Source organism: Burkholderia sp. Ac-20392 (genome assembly GCF_017104585.1).
GTDB lineage: Bacteria > Pseudomonadota > Gammaproteobacteria > Burkholderiales > Burkholderiaceae > Burkholderia > Burkholderia lata.
The window spans coordinates 1-17,679 of sequence record NZ_JAAGPB010000153.1; the positions used below are offsets into that span (position 1 = coordinate 1).

Annotated in this window: 17 protein-coding genes; 11 read left to right on the forward strand and 6 right to left on the reverse strand. The window is 67.2% G+C overall.

Annotated elements, in window-relative coordinates:
- On the forward strand, positions 1 to 961 hold a 961-nt coding region (locus G3N99_RS18190; RefSeq protein WP_206123097.1), incomplete at its 5' end, for an aldehyde dehydrogenase family protein.
- Between the two features lie 207 nt (positions 962 to 1,168).
- The gene (locus tag G3N99_RS18195; RefSeq protein WP_174942154.1) at positions 1,169 to 1,723 is read left to right on the forward strand and encodes a hypothetical protein; all 555 of its coding nucleotides are present in this window, start codon (positions 1,169 to 1,171) and stop codon (positions 1,721 to 1,723) included.
- Between the two features lie 113 nt (positions 1,724 to 1,836).
- Here G3N99_RS18195 and kdgD read toward each other — a convergent pair whose 3' ends face one another.
- Positions 1,837 to 2,751: a 5-dehydro-4-deoxyglucarate dehydratase gene (gene kdgD / locus G3N99_RS18200; protein ID WP_174940984.1), complete on the reverse strand. Its 915-nt coding sequence runs from the start codon at positions 2,749 to 2,751 to the stop codon at positions 1,837 to 1,839.
- Positions 2,752 to 2,982: 231 nt separating this feature from the next.
- Here kdgD and garD point away from each other — a divergent pair, with 231 nt between their 5' ends.
- A complete protein-coding gene (gene garD / locus G3N99_RS18205; protein WP_174940982.1) occupies positions 2,983 to 4,536 on the forward strand; it encodes a galactarate dehydratase in 1,554 nt (517 codons plus the stop codon).
- A 98-nt stretch (positions 4,537 to 4,634) separates the two neighbouring features.
- Here the strand turns inward: garD and G3N99_RS18210 are convergent, their stop codons facing one another.
- Complete coding sequence (locus G3N99_RS18210) at positions 4,635 to 5,117, reverse strand: Lrp/AsnC family transcriptional regulator (protein ID WP_206123098.1); 483 nt, start codon at positions 5,115 to 5,117, stop codon at positions 4,635 to 4,637.
- A 126-nt stretch (positions 5,118 to 5,243) separates the two neighbouring features.
- On the opposite strand from G3N99_RS18210, the gene G3N99_RS18215 reads away from it, so the two are divergent.
- The 5 genes from G3N99_RS18215 (at position 5,244) to G3N99_RS18235 (ending at position 9,610) form a co-directional block, all read left to right on the forward strand.
- The gene (locus G3N99_RS18215; RefSeq protein ID WP_241011719.1) at positions 5,244 to 6,404 is read left to right on the forward strand and encodes a branched-chain amino acid ABC transporter substrate-binding protein; all 1,161 of its coding nucleotides are present in this window, start codon (positions 5,244 to 5,246) and stop codon (positions 6,402 to 6,404) included.
- Positions 6,401 to 7,891, forward strand: coding sequence for an aminotransferase class IV (locus G3N99_RS18220; RefSeq protein WP_206123099.1), 1,491 nt, complete (start codon positions 6,401 to 6,403; stop codon positions 7,889 to 7,891). The genes G3N99_RS18215 and G3N99_RS18220 overlap by 4 nt, the downstream gene beginning before the upstream one ends.
- 152 nt (positions 7,892 to 8,043) lie before the next feature.
- Complete coding sequence (locus G3N99_RS18225; RefSeq protein WP_206123100.1) at positions 8,044 to 8,445, forward strand: nuclear transport factor 2 family protein; 402 nt, start codon at positions 8,044 to 8,046, stop codon at positions 8,443 to 8,445.
- 78 nt (positions 8,446 to 8,523) lie between these two features.
- A complete protein-coding gene (locus G3N99_RS18230; protein WP_206123101.1) occupies positions 8,524 to 8,979 on the forward strand; it encodes an RbsD/FucU family protein in 456 nt (151 codons plus the stop codon).
- Between the two features lie 193 nt (positions 8,980 to 9,172).
- Positions 9,173 to 9,610 (forward strand): DoxX family protein, encoded by a 438-nt coding sequence (locus G3N99_RS18235; protein WP_206123102.1) that lies wholly within the window; start codon positions 9,173 to 9,175, stop codon positions 9,608 to 9,610.
- 157 nt (positions 9,611 to 9,767) lie between these two features.
- Here G3N99_RS18235 and G3N99_RS18240 read toward each other — a convergent pair whose 3' ends face one another.
- Complete coding sequence (locus G3N99_RS18240) at positions 9,768 to 11,075, reverse strand: MFS transporter (protein ID WP_011353951.1); 1,308 nt, start codon at positions 11,073 to 11,075, stop codon at positions 9,768 to 9,770.
- Between the two features lie 333 nt (positions 11,076 to 11,408).
- Positions 11,409 to 12,545: a branched-chain amino acid ABC transporter substrate-binding protein gene (locus G3N99_RS18245; protein ID WP_089433550.1), complete on the reverse strand. Its 1,137-nt coding sequence runs from the start codon at positions 12,543 to 12,545 to the stop codon at positions 11,409 to 11,411.
- A 669-nt stretch (positions 12,546 to 13,214) separates the two neighbouring features.
- Between G3N99_RS18245 and G3N99_RS18250 the strand changes: the two genes are divergently transcribed.
- Positions 13,215 to 14,009, forward strand: coding sequence for an AraC family transcriptional regulator (locus tag G3N99_RS18250; RefSeq protein WP_174940971.1), 795 nt, complete (start codon positions 13,215 to 13,217; stop codon positions 14,007 to 14,009).
- A gap of 78 nt (positions 14,010 to 14,087) precedes the next feature.
- On the opposite strand, the gene G3N99_RS18255 is transcribed toward G3N99_RS18250, so the two are convergent.
- Complete coding sequence (locus tag G3N99_RS18255; RefSeq protein WP_174933418.1) at positions 14,088 to 14,351, reverse strand: hypothetical protein; 264 nt, start codon at positions 14,349 to 14,351, stop codon at positions 14,088 to 14,090.
- Between the two features lie 288 nt (positions 14,352 to 14,639).
- Positions 14,640 to 16,532 carry a sugar phosphate isomerase/epimerase and 4-hydroxyphenylpyruvate domain-containing protein gene (locus tag G3N99_RS18260; protein ID WP_206123103.1) on the reverse strand — a complete coding sequence of 631 codons (1,893 nt, stop codon included), beginning with the start codon at positions 16,530 to 16,532 and terminating at the stop codon, positions 14,640 to 14,642.
- 257 nt (positions 16,533 to 16,789) lie between these two features.
- Between G3N99_RS18260 and aroQ the strand changes: the two genes are divergently transcribed.
- The gene (gene aroQ / locus G3N99_RS18265) at positions 16,790 to 17,245 is read left to right on the forward strand and encodes a type II 3-dehydroquinate dehydratase (protein ID WP_174942163.1); all 456 of its coding nucleotides are present in this window, start codon (positions 16,790 to 16,792) and stop codon (positions 17,243 to 17,245) included.
- The coding region (locus tag G3N99_RS18270; RefSeq protein WP_206123104.1) for a shikimate dehydrogenase at positions 17,242 to 17,679 on the forward strand (438 nt) is incomplete at its 3' end. The genes aroQ and G3N99_RS18270, both read left to right, overlap by 4 nt.

Genomic DNA, 17,679 nt, shown 5'->3' on the forward strand with positions numbered 1-17,679 from the left:
GAAAACCGGGATGCCGGCGGGCGTGTTCTCGCTGCTGGTCGGTCCCGGCCGCGTGATCGGCGCGGCGCTCGTCAGCCATCCGGCGGTCCAGGCGGTCGGCTTCACCGGGTCGCGGCAGGGCGGCATGGCGCTCGTGCAGCTCGCGAACGCCCGCCCGCAGCCGATTCCCGTCTACGCGGAAATGAGCAGCATCAACCCCGTCGTGCTGTTCCCGGCGGCGCTCGCCGCGCGCGGCGACGCGATCGCGACCGGCTTCGTCGATTCGCTGACGCTCGGCGTCGGCCAGTTCTGCACGAACCCGGGCCTCGTGCTCGCGATCGACGGCCCCGATCTCGACCGCTTCGAAACCGTCGCCGCACAGGCGCTCGCGAAGAAGCCGGCCGGCGTGATGCTCACGCGCGGCATCGCCGATGCGTATCGCAACGGCCGTGGCAAGCTGGCCGAACTGCCGGGCGTGCGCGAAATCGGCGCGGGCGAGACGGCGCAGACCGACTGCCAGGCCGGCGGCGCACTGTACGAAGTCGGTGCACAGGCGTTCCTGGCCGAGCCGGCGTTCAGCCACGAGGTGTTCGGTCCGGCGTCGCTGATCGTGCGTTGCCGCGATCTCGACGAAGTCGCGCGCGTGCTCGAAGCGCTCGAAGGCCAGCTGACGGCCACGCTGCAGATGGACGCCGACGACAAGCCGCTCGCGCGCCGGCTGCTGCCGATCCTCGAACGCAAGGCGGGCCGCCTGCTGGTCAACGGCTACCCGACCGGCGTCGAGGTGTGCGACGCGATGGTGCACGGCGGGCCGTTCCCGGCCACGTCGAACCCGGCCGTCACGTCGGTCGGCGCGACGGCGATCGAGCGTTTCCTGCGGCCCGTGTGCTACCAGGATTTCCCGGACGATCTGCTGCCGGAAGGGCTGCAGCAAAGCAATCCGCTCGCGATTCCGCGGCTGCGGGACGGGAAGGCGGAGTGATCGGCTGAGGGGGTGATCCCGGCGGCGGGTATGCCGGGATGACGGCCTGAAACGGAAGGGCGGAAGGGGCCGGTCGGCCGCTTCCGCCTTTTTTCATGGCCGGCTTCCGCGCCGCCCGCTTTTCTCCTACAGTACCGAAGCCGCGGGTCGACCGACCCGCAGGCAAAACCTGAGAGATCCAGAAAAAGACCAAGAGGGAACGGCATCATGAACATCAGCAAACGTGGCGACCACCTGTTCGCGGCCGGATTGTGGAAAGCGGTCGGCGACGTCGCGAAATCGGTGCGCACGCAGGTCGGGGAATACAGCGAAGGCCGCGTGCTGGCCAACGCGCTGTTCGAATTGCAGCGTGACCTGGGCGGCAGCGAATTCGACGTGACCATCAACCAGGGGCGGCCCGTCACCGGCTCCGATCCGCATTCGCTCCGCTTCGGCCAGGCCGTCAAGCGGTTCAGGCTGGACATGGAGGCGCTGGCGTTCGCGCTGAAGCACCGCCGCAGCATCGACGAGCGCGACCCGGGCCTGCGCACCGACGCGCTGACGCAGGCCAACAGCCAGCTGGCGACCGCGAAGCAGTACGCGATGCTCACGGTCGGGCGGTTCTTCGACGCAGTCGTCGATCCCGACGTGCTCGACCAGATGCTCGCCAGCGATCCGAACACGCGTGCGCGGCGCTCGGCCACCGGCGCGGAGATCGCCGCGACCCGGCTCAGGCTGGGCAGCCTGCGCTACCGGATCGTCGGCACCATCTCGCAGATGTGACGAAAACGGCCGGCCCGCGAAGCGCGGGGCGGCCGTCGAAGAACGCAAGCGGGCCGAATGCGCGGCGCCGCGCCGGCCCACGCCGAAGCGTGTGCCGGTTGACTACCTGCCGCTTATTGCGGCCCCATCTTCTTGATCAGCACGTCGAGCTCGGCCGCTTCCGCTTCCGTGAGGTCGACGAGCGGTGCGCGCACCGGGCCTGCGTCATGGCCGACGAGCTTCGCGCCCGCCTTCACGATGCTGACCGCATAGCCCGCGCGGCGATTGCGGATCTTCAGGTACGGCAGGAAGAACTCGTCGATCAGGCGGCCGACCGTGGCGTGGTCGTCCTTCGCGATCGCCTCGTAGAAGTCCATCGCCGTCTTCGGGATGAAGTTGAACACGGCCGACGAATACACCGGCACGCCGAGCGCCTTGTAAGCGGCGGCATAGACTTCGGCCGTCGGCAGGCCGCCGAGGTACGCGAAGCGGTCGCCGAGGCGGCGGCGGATCGTCACCATGCTTTCGATTTCACCCACGCCGTCCTTGAAGCCGATCAGGTTCGGGCAACGGTCGGCGAGGCGCTCGAGCATGTCGGCGTTCAGCTTCGAATTCGCGCGGTTGTACACCACGACGCCGATCTTCAGCGCGCGGCACACCTGCTCGACGTGGTCGGCGATCCCTTCCTGGCTGGCTTCGGTCAGGTAGTGCGGCATCAGCAGCACGCCGCTCGCGCCGAGGCGCTCGGCCTCCTGCGCATATTCGATCGCGACGCGCGTCGCGCCGCCCGCGCCGGCGAGGATCGGCACCTTGCCCTTGCAGGTTTCCGTCGCGACACGGATCACGTCCGAATACTCGCGCTGCGTGAGCGAGAAGAATTCACCGGTGCCGCCGGCCGCGAACAGCGCGCTCGCACCGTACGGCGCGAGCCATTCCAGGCGCTCGGCATAGGTGGACGGGCGGAAGCTGCCGTCGACGTCGAAATCCGTCAGCGGAAACGACAGCAGGCCGTGGGAAATGATCTGTTTGAGTTCTTGCGGTGAGGTCATGGTTGGTTCGTCCGTCTAGCGCGAGTGCTGGGTTCGTCGGGAACGGCATACGAGCCACATTGGCGATGTCGTTGTATGTCATCGTACAACGAGGGGGGGGGGGTGACGCAAGCGGTTTGCTGGCAGATAAATAGTAGGGTCTTTCCGGATAAGGGTTTACGCAGCATCGCCGATCAAGGTTGAATGTCGTATGATGACTAACGATATGGCCGATAGCCTCCAGGAATTCCGATGACTGCTTCCCCGCTCTATATTCGCGTGCACCCGGACGACAACGTCGCGATCGTCGTCAACGACGGCGGCTTGCCCGAGGGCGCGACGTTCGCCGACGGGCTGACGCTGCGCGAAGGCGTGCCGCAAGGGCACAAGGTTGCGCTGGTCGATCTCGCGGCCGGCGACCCGATCGTCCGCTACAACGTGGTGATCGGCTATGCACTGGTCGAGCTGCGCCGCGGCAGCTGGGTCAACGAGCGCACGATGCGCATGCCCGAGCCGCCGGGGCTCGACGACCTGCCGCTCGCAACACGCGCCGCGCCGCCGCTGCCGCCGCTCGAAGGCTACACGTTCGAGGGCTTCCGCAATGCCGACGGCTCGGTCGGCACGCGCAACATCCTCGCGATCACGACGACCGTGCAGTGCGTGTCCGGCGTGGTCGAGCATGCGGTGAAGCGGATCAAGGCCGAGCTGCTGCCGCGCTACCCGAACGTCGACGACGTGGTCGGGCTCGAGCACACGTACGGCTGCGGCGTGGCGATCGATGCACCCGACGCCGACATCCCGATCCGCACGCTGCGCAACATCAGCCTGAATCCGAATTTCGGCGGCGAGGTGATGACCGTGAGCCTCGGCTGCGAGAAGCTGCAGCCCGAGCGCCTGCTGCCGCCCGGCACGATTCCGGTCGCGGCCGACGGTGCGACCGACAACGGCGGCGTGGTGTGCCTGCAGGATGCCGCGCACGTCGGCTTCAACTCGATGATCGACTCGATCATGAAGATGGCCGAATCGCATCTCGAGCGGCTTGACCGCCGCCGTCGCGAGACGTGCCCCGCGTCGGATCTCGTCGTCGGCGTGCAGTGCGGCGGCAGCGACGCGTTCTCGGGGCTCACCGCGAACCCGGCCGTCGGCTTCGCGGCCGACCTGCTGGTGCGCGCGGGCGCGACGATCATGTTCTCCGAGGTGACGGAGGTGCGCGATGGTGTCGCGCAGCTCACGTCGCGCGCGGCGAACGAGGACGTGGCGCGCGAGATCATCCGCGAGATGGACTGGTACGACCGCTATTTGCAGCGCGGCCGCGTCGACCGCAGCGCGAACACGACGCCCGGCAACAAGAAGGGCGGCCTGTCGAACATCGTCGAGAAGGCGATGGGCTCGATCGTGAAGTCGGGCAGTGCGCCGATCGCCGGCGTCGTGCGTCCCGGCGATCGCGCGAAGCAGAAGGGGCTGCTGTACGCGGCGACGCCCGCGAGCGACTTCATCTGCGGCACGCTGCAGCTCGCGGCCGGGATGAACCTGCATATTTTCACGACCGGACGCGGCACGCCGTACGGCCTTGCGCAGGTGCCGGTGATCAAGGTCGCGACGCGCAGCGACCTCGCGCGCCGCTGGCACGACCTGATGGATCTCGATGCGGGGCAGATCGCGACCGGCGCGGCCACGATCGAGGACACCGGCTGGGAACTGTTCCGGTTGATGCTCGATGTCGCGAGCGGCAAGCGCCGCACGTGGGCCGAGCAATGGAAGCTCGCGAATGCGCTGACGCTGTTCAATCCGGCGCCGGTGACCTGACGCGCGCGGCCGTTGCCGCCAGACGAAGCGGGCGCCCGAGGGCGCCCGTTTTCATTGCGGCGGCGCGGGCACGTGCATGGGCCCGCGCCGGGCGTTCGTTACGCGATGTCGATCGGCAGCGACAGCCCCACCTTCACGCGCGACATCACGACCATCGTCTCGAAGTGACGGATGTTGTGATGTTGCCGGAACACGCGCGTGGAAAATTCCTCGTAGTGTTCGATGTCGCGCATCGCGATCATCAGCACGAAATCCGCGCGGCCCGTCACCACATAACACTGCATGACTTCTGGCAGCGATTTCAGGAACCGCTTGAATTCGTCGAGCAGGTCGACCCGTTCGCGCTCGACCTGCACGAGCACCAGCATCGTCAACGGGAGGCCGACCTTGGTCGGATCGACGACGGACACGTCCTGCTGGATATAGCGCTCGTCGCGCAGCCGCTTCACGCGGCGCAGGCACGCGGGCGGGCTCAGGCCGATCTCGGCGGCGAGCGCCTGGTTGGTGATCTGGTTGTCATGCTGGAGGCGGGCGAGGATCCGCAGGTCGAAGTCGTCGAGCGGCGCGGCGGCGGGATTCATCGGATTTCCTTCGGGGAGAAAAAACGAAACAAACTCACGAACGGGGCCGCCCGATGTTTATCGGATTTCGCGACGGCTGCCGATAATCGTAGCACCCGTCAACGACGAAGCTGCGAGGAAAACATCATGCGTTCCCGACGTTTGCTACTGGCGCGGCTCGTGCCGCTCGTGCCGCTCGTGCCACTGGTGTCGCTTGTACTGGCCGTTCCCGCGTTTGGCGCGGATACGGTCGTCGTGGGTTTTGCCGGCGCGCTCACGGGCGCGCAGGCGCATTTCGGCGAGGACAGCGCGCGCGGCATCCGGCTGGCCATCGACGAAATCAACGCCGCGCATCCGGGCGTCGCCGGGCATCCGGTCACGTTCGCGCTCGACGCGCAGGACGACCAGGCCGACCCGAAGGTCGCGACGACGGTCGCGCAGCGCTTCGTCGATACGCACGTCAGCGCGGTGATCGGCCACCAGAATTCGGGGACGTCGATCGCCGTCGCGCGGCTCTATGCGACGGCGAACATCGCGGAGCTGACGCCGTCGGCCACCAATCCCGAATTCACGCGTCTCGGCTATCGCACGACGTTCCGGATGCTCGCGAACGACGATTTTCTCGGGCAGGCCGTTGCCCGCTATGCGGTCGAGCAGCTGCACGCGCGGCGCATCGGCGTCGTCGACGATCGCACGGCCTACGGGCAGGGCATCGCGGACGTGTTCGTCGACGGGCTCGGGAAGGCGGGCTCGGCCGTGGTCGGCCGCGAATACACGACCGACAAGGCGTTCGACTTCGGCGCGCCGCTGACGCTGCTCAAGGGCAAGGCGCCCGACGCGATCTTCTTCGGCGGCATGGATACGCAGGGCGGGCCGATGCTCAAGCAGATGAAGAAGCTGCGGATCGCCGCGCCGCTGCTGGGTGGCGACGGTCTGTGCACGCACGAGATCCTGAAGCTGGCCGGCGATGCGCTCGACGGCAACCTCGTGTGCGCGGACGGCGGCCGGAGTCTCGCGAAGATGCCGGGCGGCCCCGCGTTCGCGGCGCGCTTCACGCAGAAGTACGGCGCCCCCGTGCAGCTCTACGCGCCGTATGCGTACGACGCGATGATGGCCGTCTACCACGCGGTGATGCTCGCGCAGTCCACCGATCCCGCGAAGATCGTCGACGCGCTGCATCGCGTCGACTTTCAGGGCGTGACCGGCCGGATCGCGTTCGACGCGAACGGCGAGCTGCGCAATCCGGCGGCAACGATTTCGACGTTCAAAGGAGGCAACAAGGTGACTTTGTCGGAGGTAGTGAAATGAATACGCGGATTCTTCCCGTGGGCACCGCATCGTTGTGCGACGTCGCGCGGCCGGTCGGCGACGTCGCCGATCCCGCCGTGCATGAAGCGGCCGGCGCACTGCGCGCCGCGCTGCGTGCGTTTCGCGACGAACACGGTTTCGGCCGCGCGGTCGCCGCGCCGCAGATCGGCGTCGGGCAACGGATGATCGCGCTCGCGCTCGATGGCTGGCCCGACGTGATCGTGAACCCCGAGATCGTGTGGCGCAGCGATGCGCGCATGACGCTGTGGGACGACTGCATGTGCTTTCCCGACCTGTTCGTGCGCGTCGAGCGCCATGCATCGGTGAGCGTGCAATACACGACGCTCGACGGCGAGCTGCATCGGCGCGACGCGCTGTCGCCCGATGTGTCGGAGCTGATGCAGCACGAGATCGATCATCTCGACGGCAAGCTGTCGTTCGATCGCGCGGCGGGGTCGAATGCGGTCGTGCATCGCAGCGTGTTCGATGCCGATCGCGCGTCGTTTGCCGCGCAGGTCGACTACGCGCCGCAGGTTCCCGACGCGGCTCGCACGGCGCCGCAGGGTATTCAACCGGCCGAAGCACCCGCGTATCCACCGGGCGCCGCGTACATGAACGGCCGCTTCATTCCGATCGCCGACGCGCGCGTGTCGGTGCTCGACTGGGGCTTCCTGCATTCCGACGTCACGTACGACACCGTGCACGTGTGGAACGGCCGCTTCTTCCGTCTCGACCAGCACATCGCGCGGTTCAGGCGCTCGCTGGCAAGGCTGCGGCTGAATGTGCCGCTGAGCGACGACGCGCTGCGCGACATCCTCGTCGAATGCGTGCGCCGCTCGGGCTTGCGCAACGCGTACGTTGAAATGCTGTGCACGCGCGGCGTATCGCCTACCTTCAGCCGCGATCCGCGCGACGCGGTGAACCAGTTCATCGCGTTCGCGGTGCCGTACGGCTCGGTCGCGAACGAGCGGCAATTGCGCGAGGGCCTGCACCTGCATCTGGTCGACGACGTGCGGCGGATTCCGCCCGAATCGGTCGATCCGCAGATCAAGAACTACCACTGGCTCGACCTCGTCGCAGGGCTGTTGAAGGGCTATGACGCGGGGGCGGAGTCGGTCGTGCTGAAGTGCACGGACGGCAGCATCGCCGAAGGGCCCGGATTCAACATCTTCGTCGTGCGCGACGGCGGGCTCCGGACGCCCGAGCGCGGCGTGCTGCACGGCATCACGCGGCAGACCGTGTTCGAGCTGGCGGCGTCGATGGGCATCGATGCGCGGGCCGATCGCCTTGACGACGGGCAACTGCGCGATGCGGACGAAGTGTTCATCACGTCGACGGCTGGCGGGATCATGCCCGTCACGCGGCTGAACGGCGCGCCGATCGGCGACGGCCGGCCGGGCCCGATGACGCGCCGGTTGTTCGACGCGTACTGGGCGAAGCACGAGGATCCGGCGTGGAGCCTGGCGGTCGACTACGCGGCGGGTTGATGGCGGCTGGTCGATCGCGGCGGCGCGGGCGCGATTTCCTTACCTCGTACGTAATCGACCGCCCGCGCGAGGCCGGCGACGATGACTGCACGCGAACACGAAACACGCCACGTTCGCGACATCGTCCTCTCATCGACACAAGGAGCCTCGCCATGAACACCGCCCAATCCGCTTCGTCCGCCTTGTCCGTTCACGCCGACCTGATCGACCGCTACTTCGACGCGTGGAACGAACCCGACGTCACGCGTCGCCGCGCGCTGATCGATGCGACCTACGCGAGCGACGCGGCCTATCGCGATCCGCTGATGGCCGGCGACGGCCACGCAGGCATCGACGCGATGATCGCGGCCGTGCAGGAGCGCTTCCCTGCGTTCCGCTTCCGCCGCACGACCGACGTCGACGGGTTCGGCCAGCACCTGCGGTTCTCGTGGGCGCTCGTATCGCCCGACGGCGCGGCGATCGTGAAGGGCTCGGACTTCTGCACCGTCGACGCGTCGGGCCGCCTCGCCTCGGTGACGGGCTTCATCGACGAAATGCCGGCCGCGGCGTCGTGACGCGACGGATGCATGCGCAGCGGCCACCGGGATCGGGTAACGTTATGCGTTCGTTCCTGATCCCGGAGACTAGCCGACATGCTGAAGAATCTCGACCCGCTGTTGCACGCCGACATCCTGCACACGCTGCGTGCGATGGGCCACGGTGACGAAATCGCGATCTGCGACGCGAATTTCCCGGCGGAATCCGTCGCGGAGCACACGGTGATCGGCCGCGCGTTGCGGATCGACGGCGCCGATTCGGCGCGCGTCGTGCGCGCGGTGCTGTCCGTGCTGCCGCTCGACACGTTCGTCGATACGCCCGCGTGGCGGATGGAAGTCGTCGGCGATGCGGCGGCGGTGCCGCCCGTGCAGCGCGAGGTGCAGGCCGAGATCGACCGCGCGGAAGGGCGCGCGGTGCCGCTTGCGGGCGTCGACCGGTTCGCGTTCTACGAGCGCGCGCAGCAGGCCTACGCGGTGATCGTCACCGGCGAGCTGCGCGGCTACGGCTGCTTCATCTTCAAGAAGGGCGTGTTGTTGAGCGACGCGGGCTAAACGCCTTTTCATCCCGTCGCCTTCGGGCCGCGCGGCCGCCGCCGTGTAAAGATTTGCTACAACCTTTTTCTTGGACACGGCTGAAACTCTGTCTATGCTGGCCCATTTGCCGCGGGCCCCGCAGGGCTGCGCGGCGCCGAACCGCCCGGGCGAGCCCCGCGCGGACGGCCGAATTGCATACTAGGAGAGAGGCATGACGCGTTCCGTCGATTCCGGCGTCATTTTTTTCGCGCGCCTGGCGCTGGCGGCGTTGTTCCTGTGGGGCGGCGTGATGAAGCTGCTGGGCTACGCTGATTTCATCGGCTACCTGCATGGGCTGAACGTGCCGTATCCGCAGGTGATCGGGCCGATCGTCGTCGCGATCGAGGGGCTCGGCGGGCTGCTGCTGATCGTCGGCTACAAGGTGAAGCCGCTCGCACTGCTGATGGCGTTCTACACGGTTGCGACCGCGATGGTCGGGCACAATTTCTGGGACGCGACGGACGCCACGGTCCAGCACGACATGGTGATCCATTTCTGGAAGAACATCGCGATCGCCGGCGGTTTCCTGCTGCTGTACGTCACGGGCGCGGGCGGCGCGAGCATCGACGGCCTGCGCCGGCCGAGTACGACGTACGGCAGCCTGCGCTGATCGCACATACGCACGCTGTTGCCATTGCGCTGACGCAAAACAAAAGGGCCGAATCCCGCGGGATTCGGCCCTTTGTTCATGGATTGCTTGCGGGTCGCGGGTGCGTCCGGTCATCCGCTGCGGCGGCTGGACGCCACCGCACGCGCACCGTCGCCGCTCAGTGCGGCGAATCCTCTTTCGCATCCTTCGAGAACTGCACGGCGATCGCGCCGAGCACGCAGATCACCGCGACATACACCACCGGCGCGAGTGGATTCGATTTCATCATCAGCGACACGATCACCGGCGTGAGCCCGCCGAAGATCGCATACGCGACGTTGTACGAGAACGAGATGCCCGAGAAGCGCACGACGGCCGGGAAGCTCTTGACCATCACGAACGGCACCGCGCCGATCGTGCCGACCATGAAGCCCGCGATCCCGTAGTAGAGCGGCAGCGTCGACGCGTCAGCCGCGACCTGTACGAACAGCAGGTAGTAGCACGCGGCCAGCCCGATGCCGCCGATGCCGAGCACGCGCTTCGCGCCGATCCAGCCCGCGAGCGAACCCGCGGTGATGCAGCCGGCCGTCAGGCACAGCGTCGCGACGCTGTTCGCGAACAGCGTCGTCGCGGGCGTCAGGTGGAACTGCTTCTGCAGCAGCGCGGGCGTCATCAGGATCACGACGACGATCGCGGCCGACAGCATCCACGTGAGCAGCATCGACACGATCACCGCGCGGCCATGGTCGCGCAGCACGGCCTTCAGCGGAATCTCGTCTGCGAGCGCCTTCTTCGCCTTCATCTCGGCGAACACCGGCGTTTCGTGCAGCCAGCGGCGCAGGTACACGGAGAACAGGCCGAACACGCCGCCGAGCAGGAACGGGATGCGCCACGCGAACGCGCCGACTTCGGCGGTCGAGTAGCGGCTGTTGATGCCGGCGGCAACGAGCGAGCCGAGCAGGATGCCGGCCGTCAGGCCCGCGGTCAGCGTGCCGCACGCATAGCCGATGTGACGCGACGGCACGTGCTCGGACACGAACACCCACGCGCCTGGCACTTCACCGCCGACGGCCGCGCCCTGCAGCACGCGGAACAGCAGCAGCAACACCGGCGCGAGGATGCCGATCGTGTCGTAGGTCGGCAGCAGGCCCATCAGCAGGGTGGGCACGGACATCATCAGCACGCTCAGCGTGAACATCCGCTTGCGGCCGAACAGGTCGCCGAAGTGCGCCATGATCACGCCGCCGAGCGGGCGCGCGAGATAGCCGGCCGCGAAGATGCCGAACGTCTGTAGCTGGCGCAGCCAGTCGGGAATGTCGTGCGGGAAGAACAGTTGTCCAATCGCCGGCGCGAAGAACACGAAGATGATGAAGTCGTAGAACTCGAGGGCGCCGCCGAGTGCGGCAAGGCCAAGTGTCTTGTAGTCGCTGCGCGTGAGCGCGCGTTCGGCGGCGCGAGGCACGCCGCTCAATTCGGAAGCTTGCATGGTCAGGACGATCGGTTTTCGAATGTTGTTGTCGGTGCTGCGTCTCCAGGGCCCGCTATCGGCATGGACTGACAAGGCGCGGCTTGCGTCGTCGAAGCGTGCCGCGTGCCGGGTGAGGCACGAAACACGCACCGCCGCACCGGGGTGAGGCGCGGCGGAGACGAAGCGTCAAAGCGGGTGGGGGGATTCTACAGGAGCGCGAAATGCGCGCACGTGGGGGCGCGCCGAGGAACGCTTCGGACCGCGAGCCGAGGCAGAAGCAGACGCAGAAGCGCGCGCGGCGCGGGCGGCCGGTGAGCCGCTGACGCGCCGCGCGGGGCAGGGTCTTGCGTATCAGTTGCCGGCGATCGTATCGACCGGCTTGAACGCGCCGTGCTCGACCTTGTAGATCGTCACCGGCGCATCTCTCAGGTCGCCCTTCGTGTCGTACGCGATGCTCGGGGCCGACACACCCTTGACCGACACCTTGCCGAGATACGGCGTGTACACCTTCGGGTCGGTCGAGTTCGCGTCCTTCATCGCGGTGAGCAGCGCGATCGTGCCGTCATACGAGTACGGTGAATAAGTGATCACGTCTTCGTTGAAGCGCGCCTTGTAGCGTGCCGCGTAGCCGGCGAAGCCCGGCATCTTTTCCTTCGGCAGCCCGCCCATGTAGACGATCGCGCCTTCGGCCGCGTCGCCGCCGACCTTCAGGAACGTCGGCGAGCGCGACATCTCGCCCGTCACGAACGCCGACTTCATCCCGAGCTGACGCATCTTGCGGATCATCGGCGACGATTGCGCGTCGCCGCCGCCGTAGAAGATCGCGTCCGGGTTCATCCCCTTGAGGTTGGTCAGGATCGCGGAGAAATCGAGCGCCTTGTCGTTCGTGAAGTCGCGCTTGATGATCGTGCCGCCCGCCGCCTCGACGGCCTTCGCGAATTCGTCGGCGATGCCCTGGCCGTAGGCCGTGCGATCGTCGATGATCGCGATGCGCTTGAAGCGCAGCGTCTTCACCGCGTAGGTGCCGACGATGCGGCCCGCCTGCGCGTCGCTGGTCAGCAGCCGGTAGGTCGTCTTGTAGCCGCGCGCCGTGTATTGCGGCGACGTGGCCATCGAGATCTGCGGCAGCCCTGCGCGATCGTACAGGTCGGATGCGGGAATGCTCGTGCCCGAGTTGAAGTGTCCGATGATCCCGCGGACGTTGTCGTCGATCAGCCGCTGCGCGACGGTCGTGCCCGTGCGCGGGTCGGCCTGGTCGTCCTGCGAATCGAGCTGGAACGTGACGGGCTTGCCGCCGATCGTCGGACGCGTCGCATTGAAATCGGCGATCGCGAGCTGCACGCCCTTCTGCATGTCCGTGCCGTAGTTCGACTGCGGGCCGGTCAGCGGTGCGGCGAAACCGATCTTGACGACGTCGGCGGCAATGGCGTGCGCGCCCGACAGTGCGCAGGCAGCGGCCAGCGCGACGTGCGATACCTTCAGCTTCACTTTCACTTCCCCTTGATGGCGTGGTTGGGCCGCCGCCGGCTGGCGGGCCGGCACCGGTAAACCGGGCGAGACGGTTCGGTCGGCAGGCCGATGCGAAGGCCGTGCGTGCTTGCCGCGTGCTGTCCGGGCTGTGCCGGAATCGGCGCACACGACGGCCGATGTCGCAGGCCATGCATGCCGATTGCTGCCGTGGCGTGAGGTCGTCTCGTGACCGTGAAGCGAAGTCTAGATAGCGAAAATGCGTGCGTCTTGCGCGTTCGGTGCGCGGCCGGCGACGATATCGGCATATCGTCGATAACCCTGATATGTGCCGAAATCGTCACGCGGAATGCGCAAACGCGCCAAGACGCTGCACGTTCGCATTTTTATGCTGGCGAGTTCGGGCGCGCGGTGCCGATATGCGAGTGCGCCAGTACGCGCGGCATGTCGGCGCCGGCGCACGCGTGGGTGCCGCGTTGACGCCAGCGGATTCGCGGCCGGCCGCCGCACGCCGGGCGCAGTGGTTGCGCACGCAACGGATGTCGTGTGTCGCGTGACGATGCCGACCGATCGGCGGCGGCGCGATGCGACGGCCGCCGCCAACTTGCCCGCCTTTGCGATCGGCGCGACGCGATCGAAGGGGCGCTTCTATAATCGACGCCATCTGCCACTCGCCTTGCGGTTGCCGGGATGACGACCTTGCTTGCCGTACCGCCCATGAGCCTGTCCGAACCGTTGCGCTACCAGCCCGACAACGCCGATCTCGGCGCGATGCTTGCGCACTTCCGCCTGCTCGAACCGGTGTTCGATGCCCTGCCGGACGTCGCGTTCTTCGTGAAGGATGCGAGCGGCCGCTACGCGATCGTCAATCGCACGCTGGCGATGCGCTGCGGCTACAAGGACAAGCGCGACCTGCTCGGCAAGACGGCCGACGAGGTGTTTCCGCGCCGCTTCGGCCGCAGCTATTTCGAGCAGGACATGGCGACGATCAACGCCGGCCAGCAACTGATGGACCAGCTCGAGCTGCACCTGTATCCGGGCCGTCAGCCGGGCTGGTGCCTGACCTGCAAGGAGCCGTTGCGCGACGCCGCGGGCAGGGTGGTCGGCCTCGCGGGCATCTCGCGCGACCTGAAGGCGCACGAGGGATCGCACCCGGCGTACAGCCGGCTCGCCGACGTGGTCCAGCACATCCAGGATCACTACGTGCAGCCGCTGAACCTGAAGCAGCTCGCGCAGATGGCCGGGATGTCGGTCGCGCAGCTCGAACGCTACTTCCACAAGGTGTTCCACCTGACGCCGCGCCAGGTGCTGCTGAAGACGCGGCTCGACGCGGCCACCGCGCTGCTCGTCACGCACGACAAGGTGACCGACGTCGCGGCGCTATGCGGCTATACCGATCACAGCGCGTTCACGCGCCAGTTCAAGGCGACGGTCGGCGTGACGCCGACGGAATACCGGTTGATGCTGCAGGAACGGGCAGGGTGACGCGACACGCCGAAAGGGCCGGCGAGTCGCTGGGATCGGGGTGATGCGGGAAAACGGGAAAGGGGTGAAAACGGCGGCTCAGCGGTAGCCGAGCCCTTTCAGGACGGCCGTGCCGTCTTCGGTCAGCCGGAAGCTGGGTGCCGTATCGGCGTCGAGCTTGACCATCTCGACGAGACCGGCTTCCTGCAGTGCAGGCAGTTCGGGTTTGGCGTTCGCGCCGATCGGTGCGTGCAGCAGCACGAGCAGCGTCGCGATTTCATGATGACTGAGCAGGCGGCGCAGCATCGTCTTCTTTGCAGGGGGCGCGGCCTGGCGGCCCGCGGGTGCTTCTACGGCGCTCATCGCTTTCCTCCTTTTCGAGATAACCATCGGGTACTGGTTGCGGATGGTGCCGTCGAAGACTTAAGCGATTCTTAAAACCGTAGTGGGCGACGGGATGCTGCGCTGCGGTACGGGTTACCGGATGTAACGCCCTATGGAATGCGGTTTCCGGCCCGATCGCGGCCAGCCGCGCGGGCGGGTGCGCGGCCGCGTGATTCACCACGATGGTGCGCGCGGGATGCGGCCCTTTGAGGCCGTCGTGGGCCGCGAATGTGATTCGCCCCTTAAGTCCCGGTCGGCTTCCTTCCCTTATTTTCTGCGCTGTGCCTGTGCGGCCAGCCGCACGGCCGCATTCGTCGCGCCATAGCCGTCGTATCCGCCGCGCCGCTCGACGATCTCGAGCGAGAAGCGGTTGTCGACCAGTTCTGTATACGCATGCAGGAATTCGCCGCCGTGCTCGTCGCGGTCGTACAGCAGGTGATGCGTGCTCAGCGTGTCGATCAGTTCGTCCGGCAGCGCGTAGCGAGCGGCGAGATCGTCGTAGTAGTTCGGTGGAATGCGCAGGAACGGAATGCCGTCGGCCGCGAACGCGGCGATCGTCTTCACGATGTCGTCCGTGCGGAACGCGACGTGGTTCAGCCCCGTGCCGTGGTAGCGGTCGAGCGATTCGGCAACTGCCGTGTGCCGGTCGACCGACGCGTTCAGCGCGATCCGCACCGAACCGTCGGCGCTGCGCACCGCGCGGCTGCGCATCAGCCCGTACGGGTCGGGCACGAGCCAGCTGCGTTCGGCTTCGAAGCCGAACGCCGTCTTGAAGAACAGGATCCACGTATCGAGCGCGTCGGCCGGCAGTGCGAGGCACACGTGGTCGATACCTGTGAGCGGCCCGACTTCGCTCGGACCGTCGATGTCGGTCAGCACGAAGTCCGATTCGTACAGCGTCGGCGCGTTCGGCGCTTCATCGACGAAGTACTCGAGGCTGCCGTCCGGCGCCTGCACGCTCGGCAACACGCGCTCGTTCGGCCCGACGCGGCCGGAGAACGGCGCATAGCCGAAGCCGGCCGCGCGCTCGAACGCCACTTTCGCGTCGTCGACGCGGAATGCCGATGCACACAGCGACAGCCCGTGCTGCTGGAAGAACGCATCGGCGAACGAGTCGCGCTCCGCGTTCAGCACGATCGACGCGGCGCCGTGCTGGAACAGCGTCACGTCCTTCGACCGATGCCGGCCCGCGAGCCGGAAGCGCATCCGGCCGAGCCATTCGCCGACTGTCGCCGCTGCCTGCGCGTCGACCGCGAATTCGATGAACTGGAACCCGACGTGCGCGGGCGGCGCCGGCGGCGCGAACAGCGGCTGGCTGGCGGCCGGTGCGCGGCCGTCCTGCGCGAGCCGTTCGCGCGTCAGTTCTTCGAGATAGAGCAGCGAGCGATGCCCGTCGGCGGCCGTGATCGCGGTCGGCGCCGCGCGGAAGCCGTCATTGAAGATCTCGAGCGACAGCGGCCCCGTATAGCCGGACTCGATCACCCGCGCGGTGAAGCGCGCGAGGTCGAAGTCGCCCTGGCCCGGGAACGAGCGGTAATGGCGGCTCCATTCGAGCACGTCCATCGCGAGCTTCGGCGCATCGGCGATCTGCACGAACGCGATCCGCTCGCCGGGGATGTCGGCGATCGCGTCCGGCGAATCGTCGAGCGACAGCGTATGGAAGCTGTCGAGCGCCAGGCCGAGGTGCGGGCTGTTCACGGCATTCACGAGTTTCCACGCATGGCCGTACCGCTTCACGACGCGGCCCCACGCGAGCGCTTCGTACGCGGCGACCACGCCGGCCTGCCGCGCGGCTTCGGCGAGCGCGCCAAGCTGGTCGACGAGCAGCCCGTCGTCCGCGATCGTGTCGGCCGACACGTTGCTGCACACCAGGATGCGGTCGGCGCCGAGCGCATGCATCACGTCGAACTTGCGCTTGATCCGGTCGAGGTTGCGCGCGAGCTGGGCCGCGCTCACCCCCTCGAAGTCGCGAAACGGCTGGAACAGCACGATGTCGAGGCCGAGATCGGCGGCCATGCGCCGGACGTCGGCCGGCGATCCATCGAAGTAGACGAGGTCGTTTTCGAAGATTTCGACGCCGTCGAAGCCCGCGGCCTGGATGGCGGCGAGTTTCTCGGCGAGCGTGCCGGACAGTGACACGGTGGCGATCGAGCGCTGCATGGGCGATTCCTGCGGATGAGCGGGGCATGGCGTCGGTCGAATCGACCCTGAATGAACCAGTCGTTGAATTCCTGGTGAACGCCATATCCCGAATTTACTGGGCTAGTGATGCGTATTGTACAAACTAACTAGGTGGTACAAATTAGCGAAAACCCGAAAAGACAGCCCGCATTCCCGGGCGCACACTAGCGCCAAATTCCGATGTTTTCGAGGCGATGCCGGTCACGGTCCGCCCCTGTTTTAGGAGCAGAATCACCATGAGCAAGCACAAGGTGCTGGTGCTGAACGGCCCGAACCTGAATCTGCTGGGGACGCGCGAGCCCCATATCTACGGCGCGGAAACGCTCGCCGATGTCGAGCAGCGCTGCCGCACGGCGGGAGAGGCGCTCGGGCTGGAAATCGACTTCCGCCAGTCGAACGCCGAGCACCAGCTGATCGACTGGCTGCACGCCGCGCGTCACGACACGCACGGCATCGTGATCAACCCGGCGGCCTATACGCATACGTCGGTGGCGCTGGCCGACGCGCTGTCCGCGATCGCGAAGCCGGTGATCGAAGTGCATATCTCGAACGTGCATCGCCGCGAAGCGTTCCGTCACCATTCTTATGTGTCGGCGGTTGCCGAAGCTGTGATCTGCGGCTGCGGCACCGACGGCTACATCTTCGCGCTGCAGCGTCTGGCGACGCTGTTCGCGCAGGGAGCCGCACGATGAGCCGCCCGTCGTTTCTGATCGGCCTGATCGGCCAGGGCATCGGCGGCTCGCTGTCGCCCGCGATGCACGAGGAAGAAGGCTTCCGCCAGGGGCTCGGGTATGTCTACCGGCGCATCGATCTCGACGCGCTCGGCGTGACCGTCGACGCACTGCCGCAACTGCTCGATGCCGCGCAGCGGATGGGCTACAACGGCCTGAACATCACGCACCCGTGCAAGCAGCGCGTGATCGAGCACCTTGACGCACTGTCGGACGATGCGCGTGCGCTCGGCGCGGTGAATACCGTGCTGTTCAAGGACGGCAAGCGGATCGGCCACAACACCGACTGGTCGGGCTTTGCGAAATCGTTCCGCCGCGGGTTGCCCGACGCGTCGCTCGAACGCGTCGTCCAGCTCGGCGCGGGCGGCGCGGGCGCGGCCGTGGCGCATGCGGCG

Excerpts from the sequence above, each read along its gene's own strand:
- G3N99_RS18220 (WP_206123099.1), top strand. The coding sequence starts at position 6,401 with ATGAATACGCGGATTCTTCCCGTGGGCACCGCATCGTTGTGCGACGTC.
- G3N99_RS18225 (WP_206123100.1), top strand. The coding sequence starts at position 8,044 with ATGAACACCGCCCAATCCGCTTCGTCCGCCTTGTCCGTTCACGCCGAC.
- G3N99_RS18255 (WP_174933418.1), bottom strand. The coding sequence starts at position 14,351 with ATGAGCGCCGTAGAAGCACCCGCGGGCCGCCAGGCCGCGCCCCCTGCA.
- G3N99_RS18260 (WP_206123103.1), bottom strand. The coding sequence starts at position 16,532 with ATGCAGCGCTCGATCGCCACCGTGTCACTGTCCGGCACGCTCGCCGAG.
- G3N99_RS18230 (WP_206123101.1), top strand. The coding sequence starts at position 8,524 with ATGCTGAAGAATCTCGACCCGCTGTTGCACGCCGACATCCTGCACACG.
- G3N99_RS18195 (WP_174942154.1), top strand. The coding sequence starts at position 1,169 with ATGAACATCAGCAAACGTGGCGACCACCTGTTCGCGGCCGGATTGTGG.
- kdgD (WP_174940984.1), bottom strand. The coding sequence starts at position 2,751 with ATGACCTCACCGCAAGAACTCAAACAGATCATTTCCCACGGCCTGCTG.
- G3N99_RS18250 (WP_174940971.1), top strand. The coding sequence starts at position 13,215 with ATGACGACCTTGCTTGCCGTACCGCCCATGAGCCTGTCCGAACCGTTG.
- G3N99_RS18240 (WP_011353951.1), bottom strand. The coding sequence starts at position 11,075 with ATGCAAGCTTCCGAATTGAGCGGCGTGCCTCGCGCCGCCGAACGCGCG.
- G3N99_RS18210 (WP_206123098.1), bottom strand. The coding sequence starts at position 5,117 with ATGAATCCCGCCGCCGCGCCGCTCGACGACTTCGACCTGCGGATCCTC.
- aroQ (WP_174942163.1), top strand. The coding sequence starts at position 16,790 with ATGAGCAAGCACAAGGTGCTGGTGCTGAACGGCCCGAACCTGAATCTG.
- garD (WP_174940982.1), top strand. The coding sequence starts at position 2,983 with ATGACTGCTTCCCCGCTCTATATTCGCGTGCACCCGGACGACAACGTC.
- G3N99_RS18235 (WP_206123102.1), top strand. The coding sequence starts at position 9,173 with ATGACGCGTTCCGTCGATTCCGGCGTCATTTTTTTCGCGCGCCTGGCG.
- G3N99_RS18215 (WP_241011719.1), top strand. The coding sequence starts at position 5,244 with ATGCGTTCCCGACGTTTGCTACTGGCGCGGCTCGTGCCGCTCGTGCCG.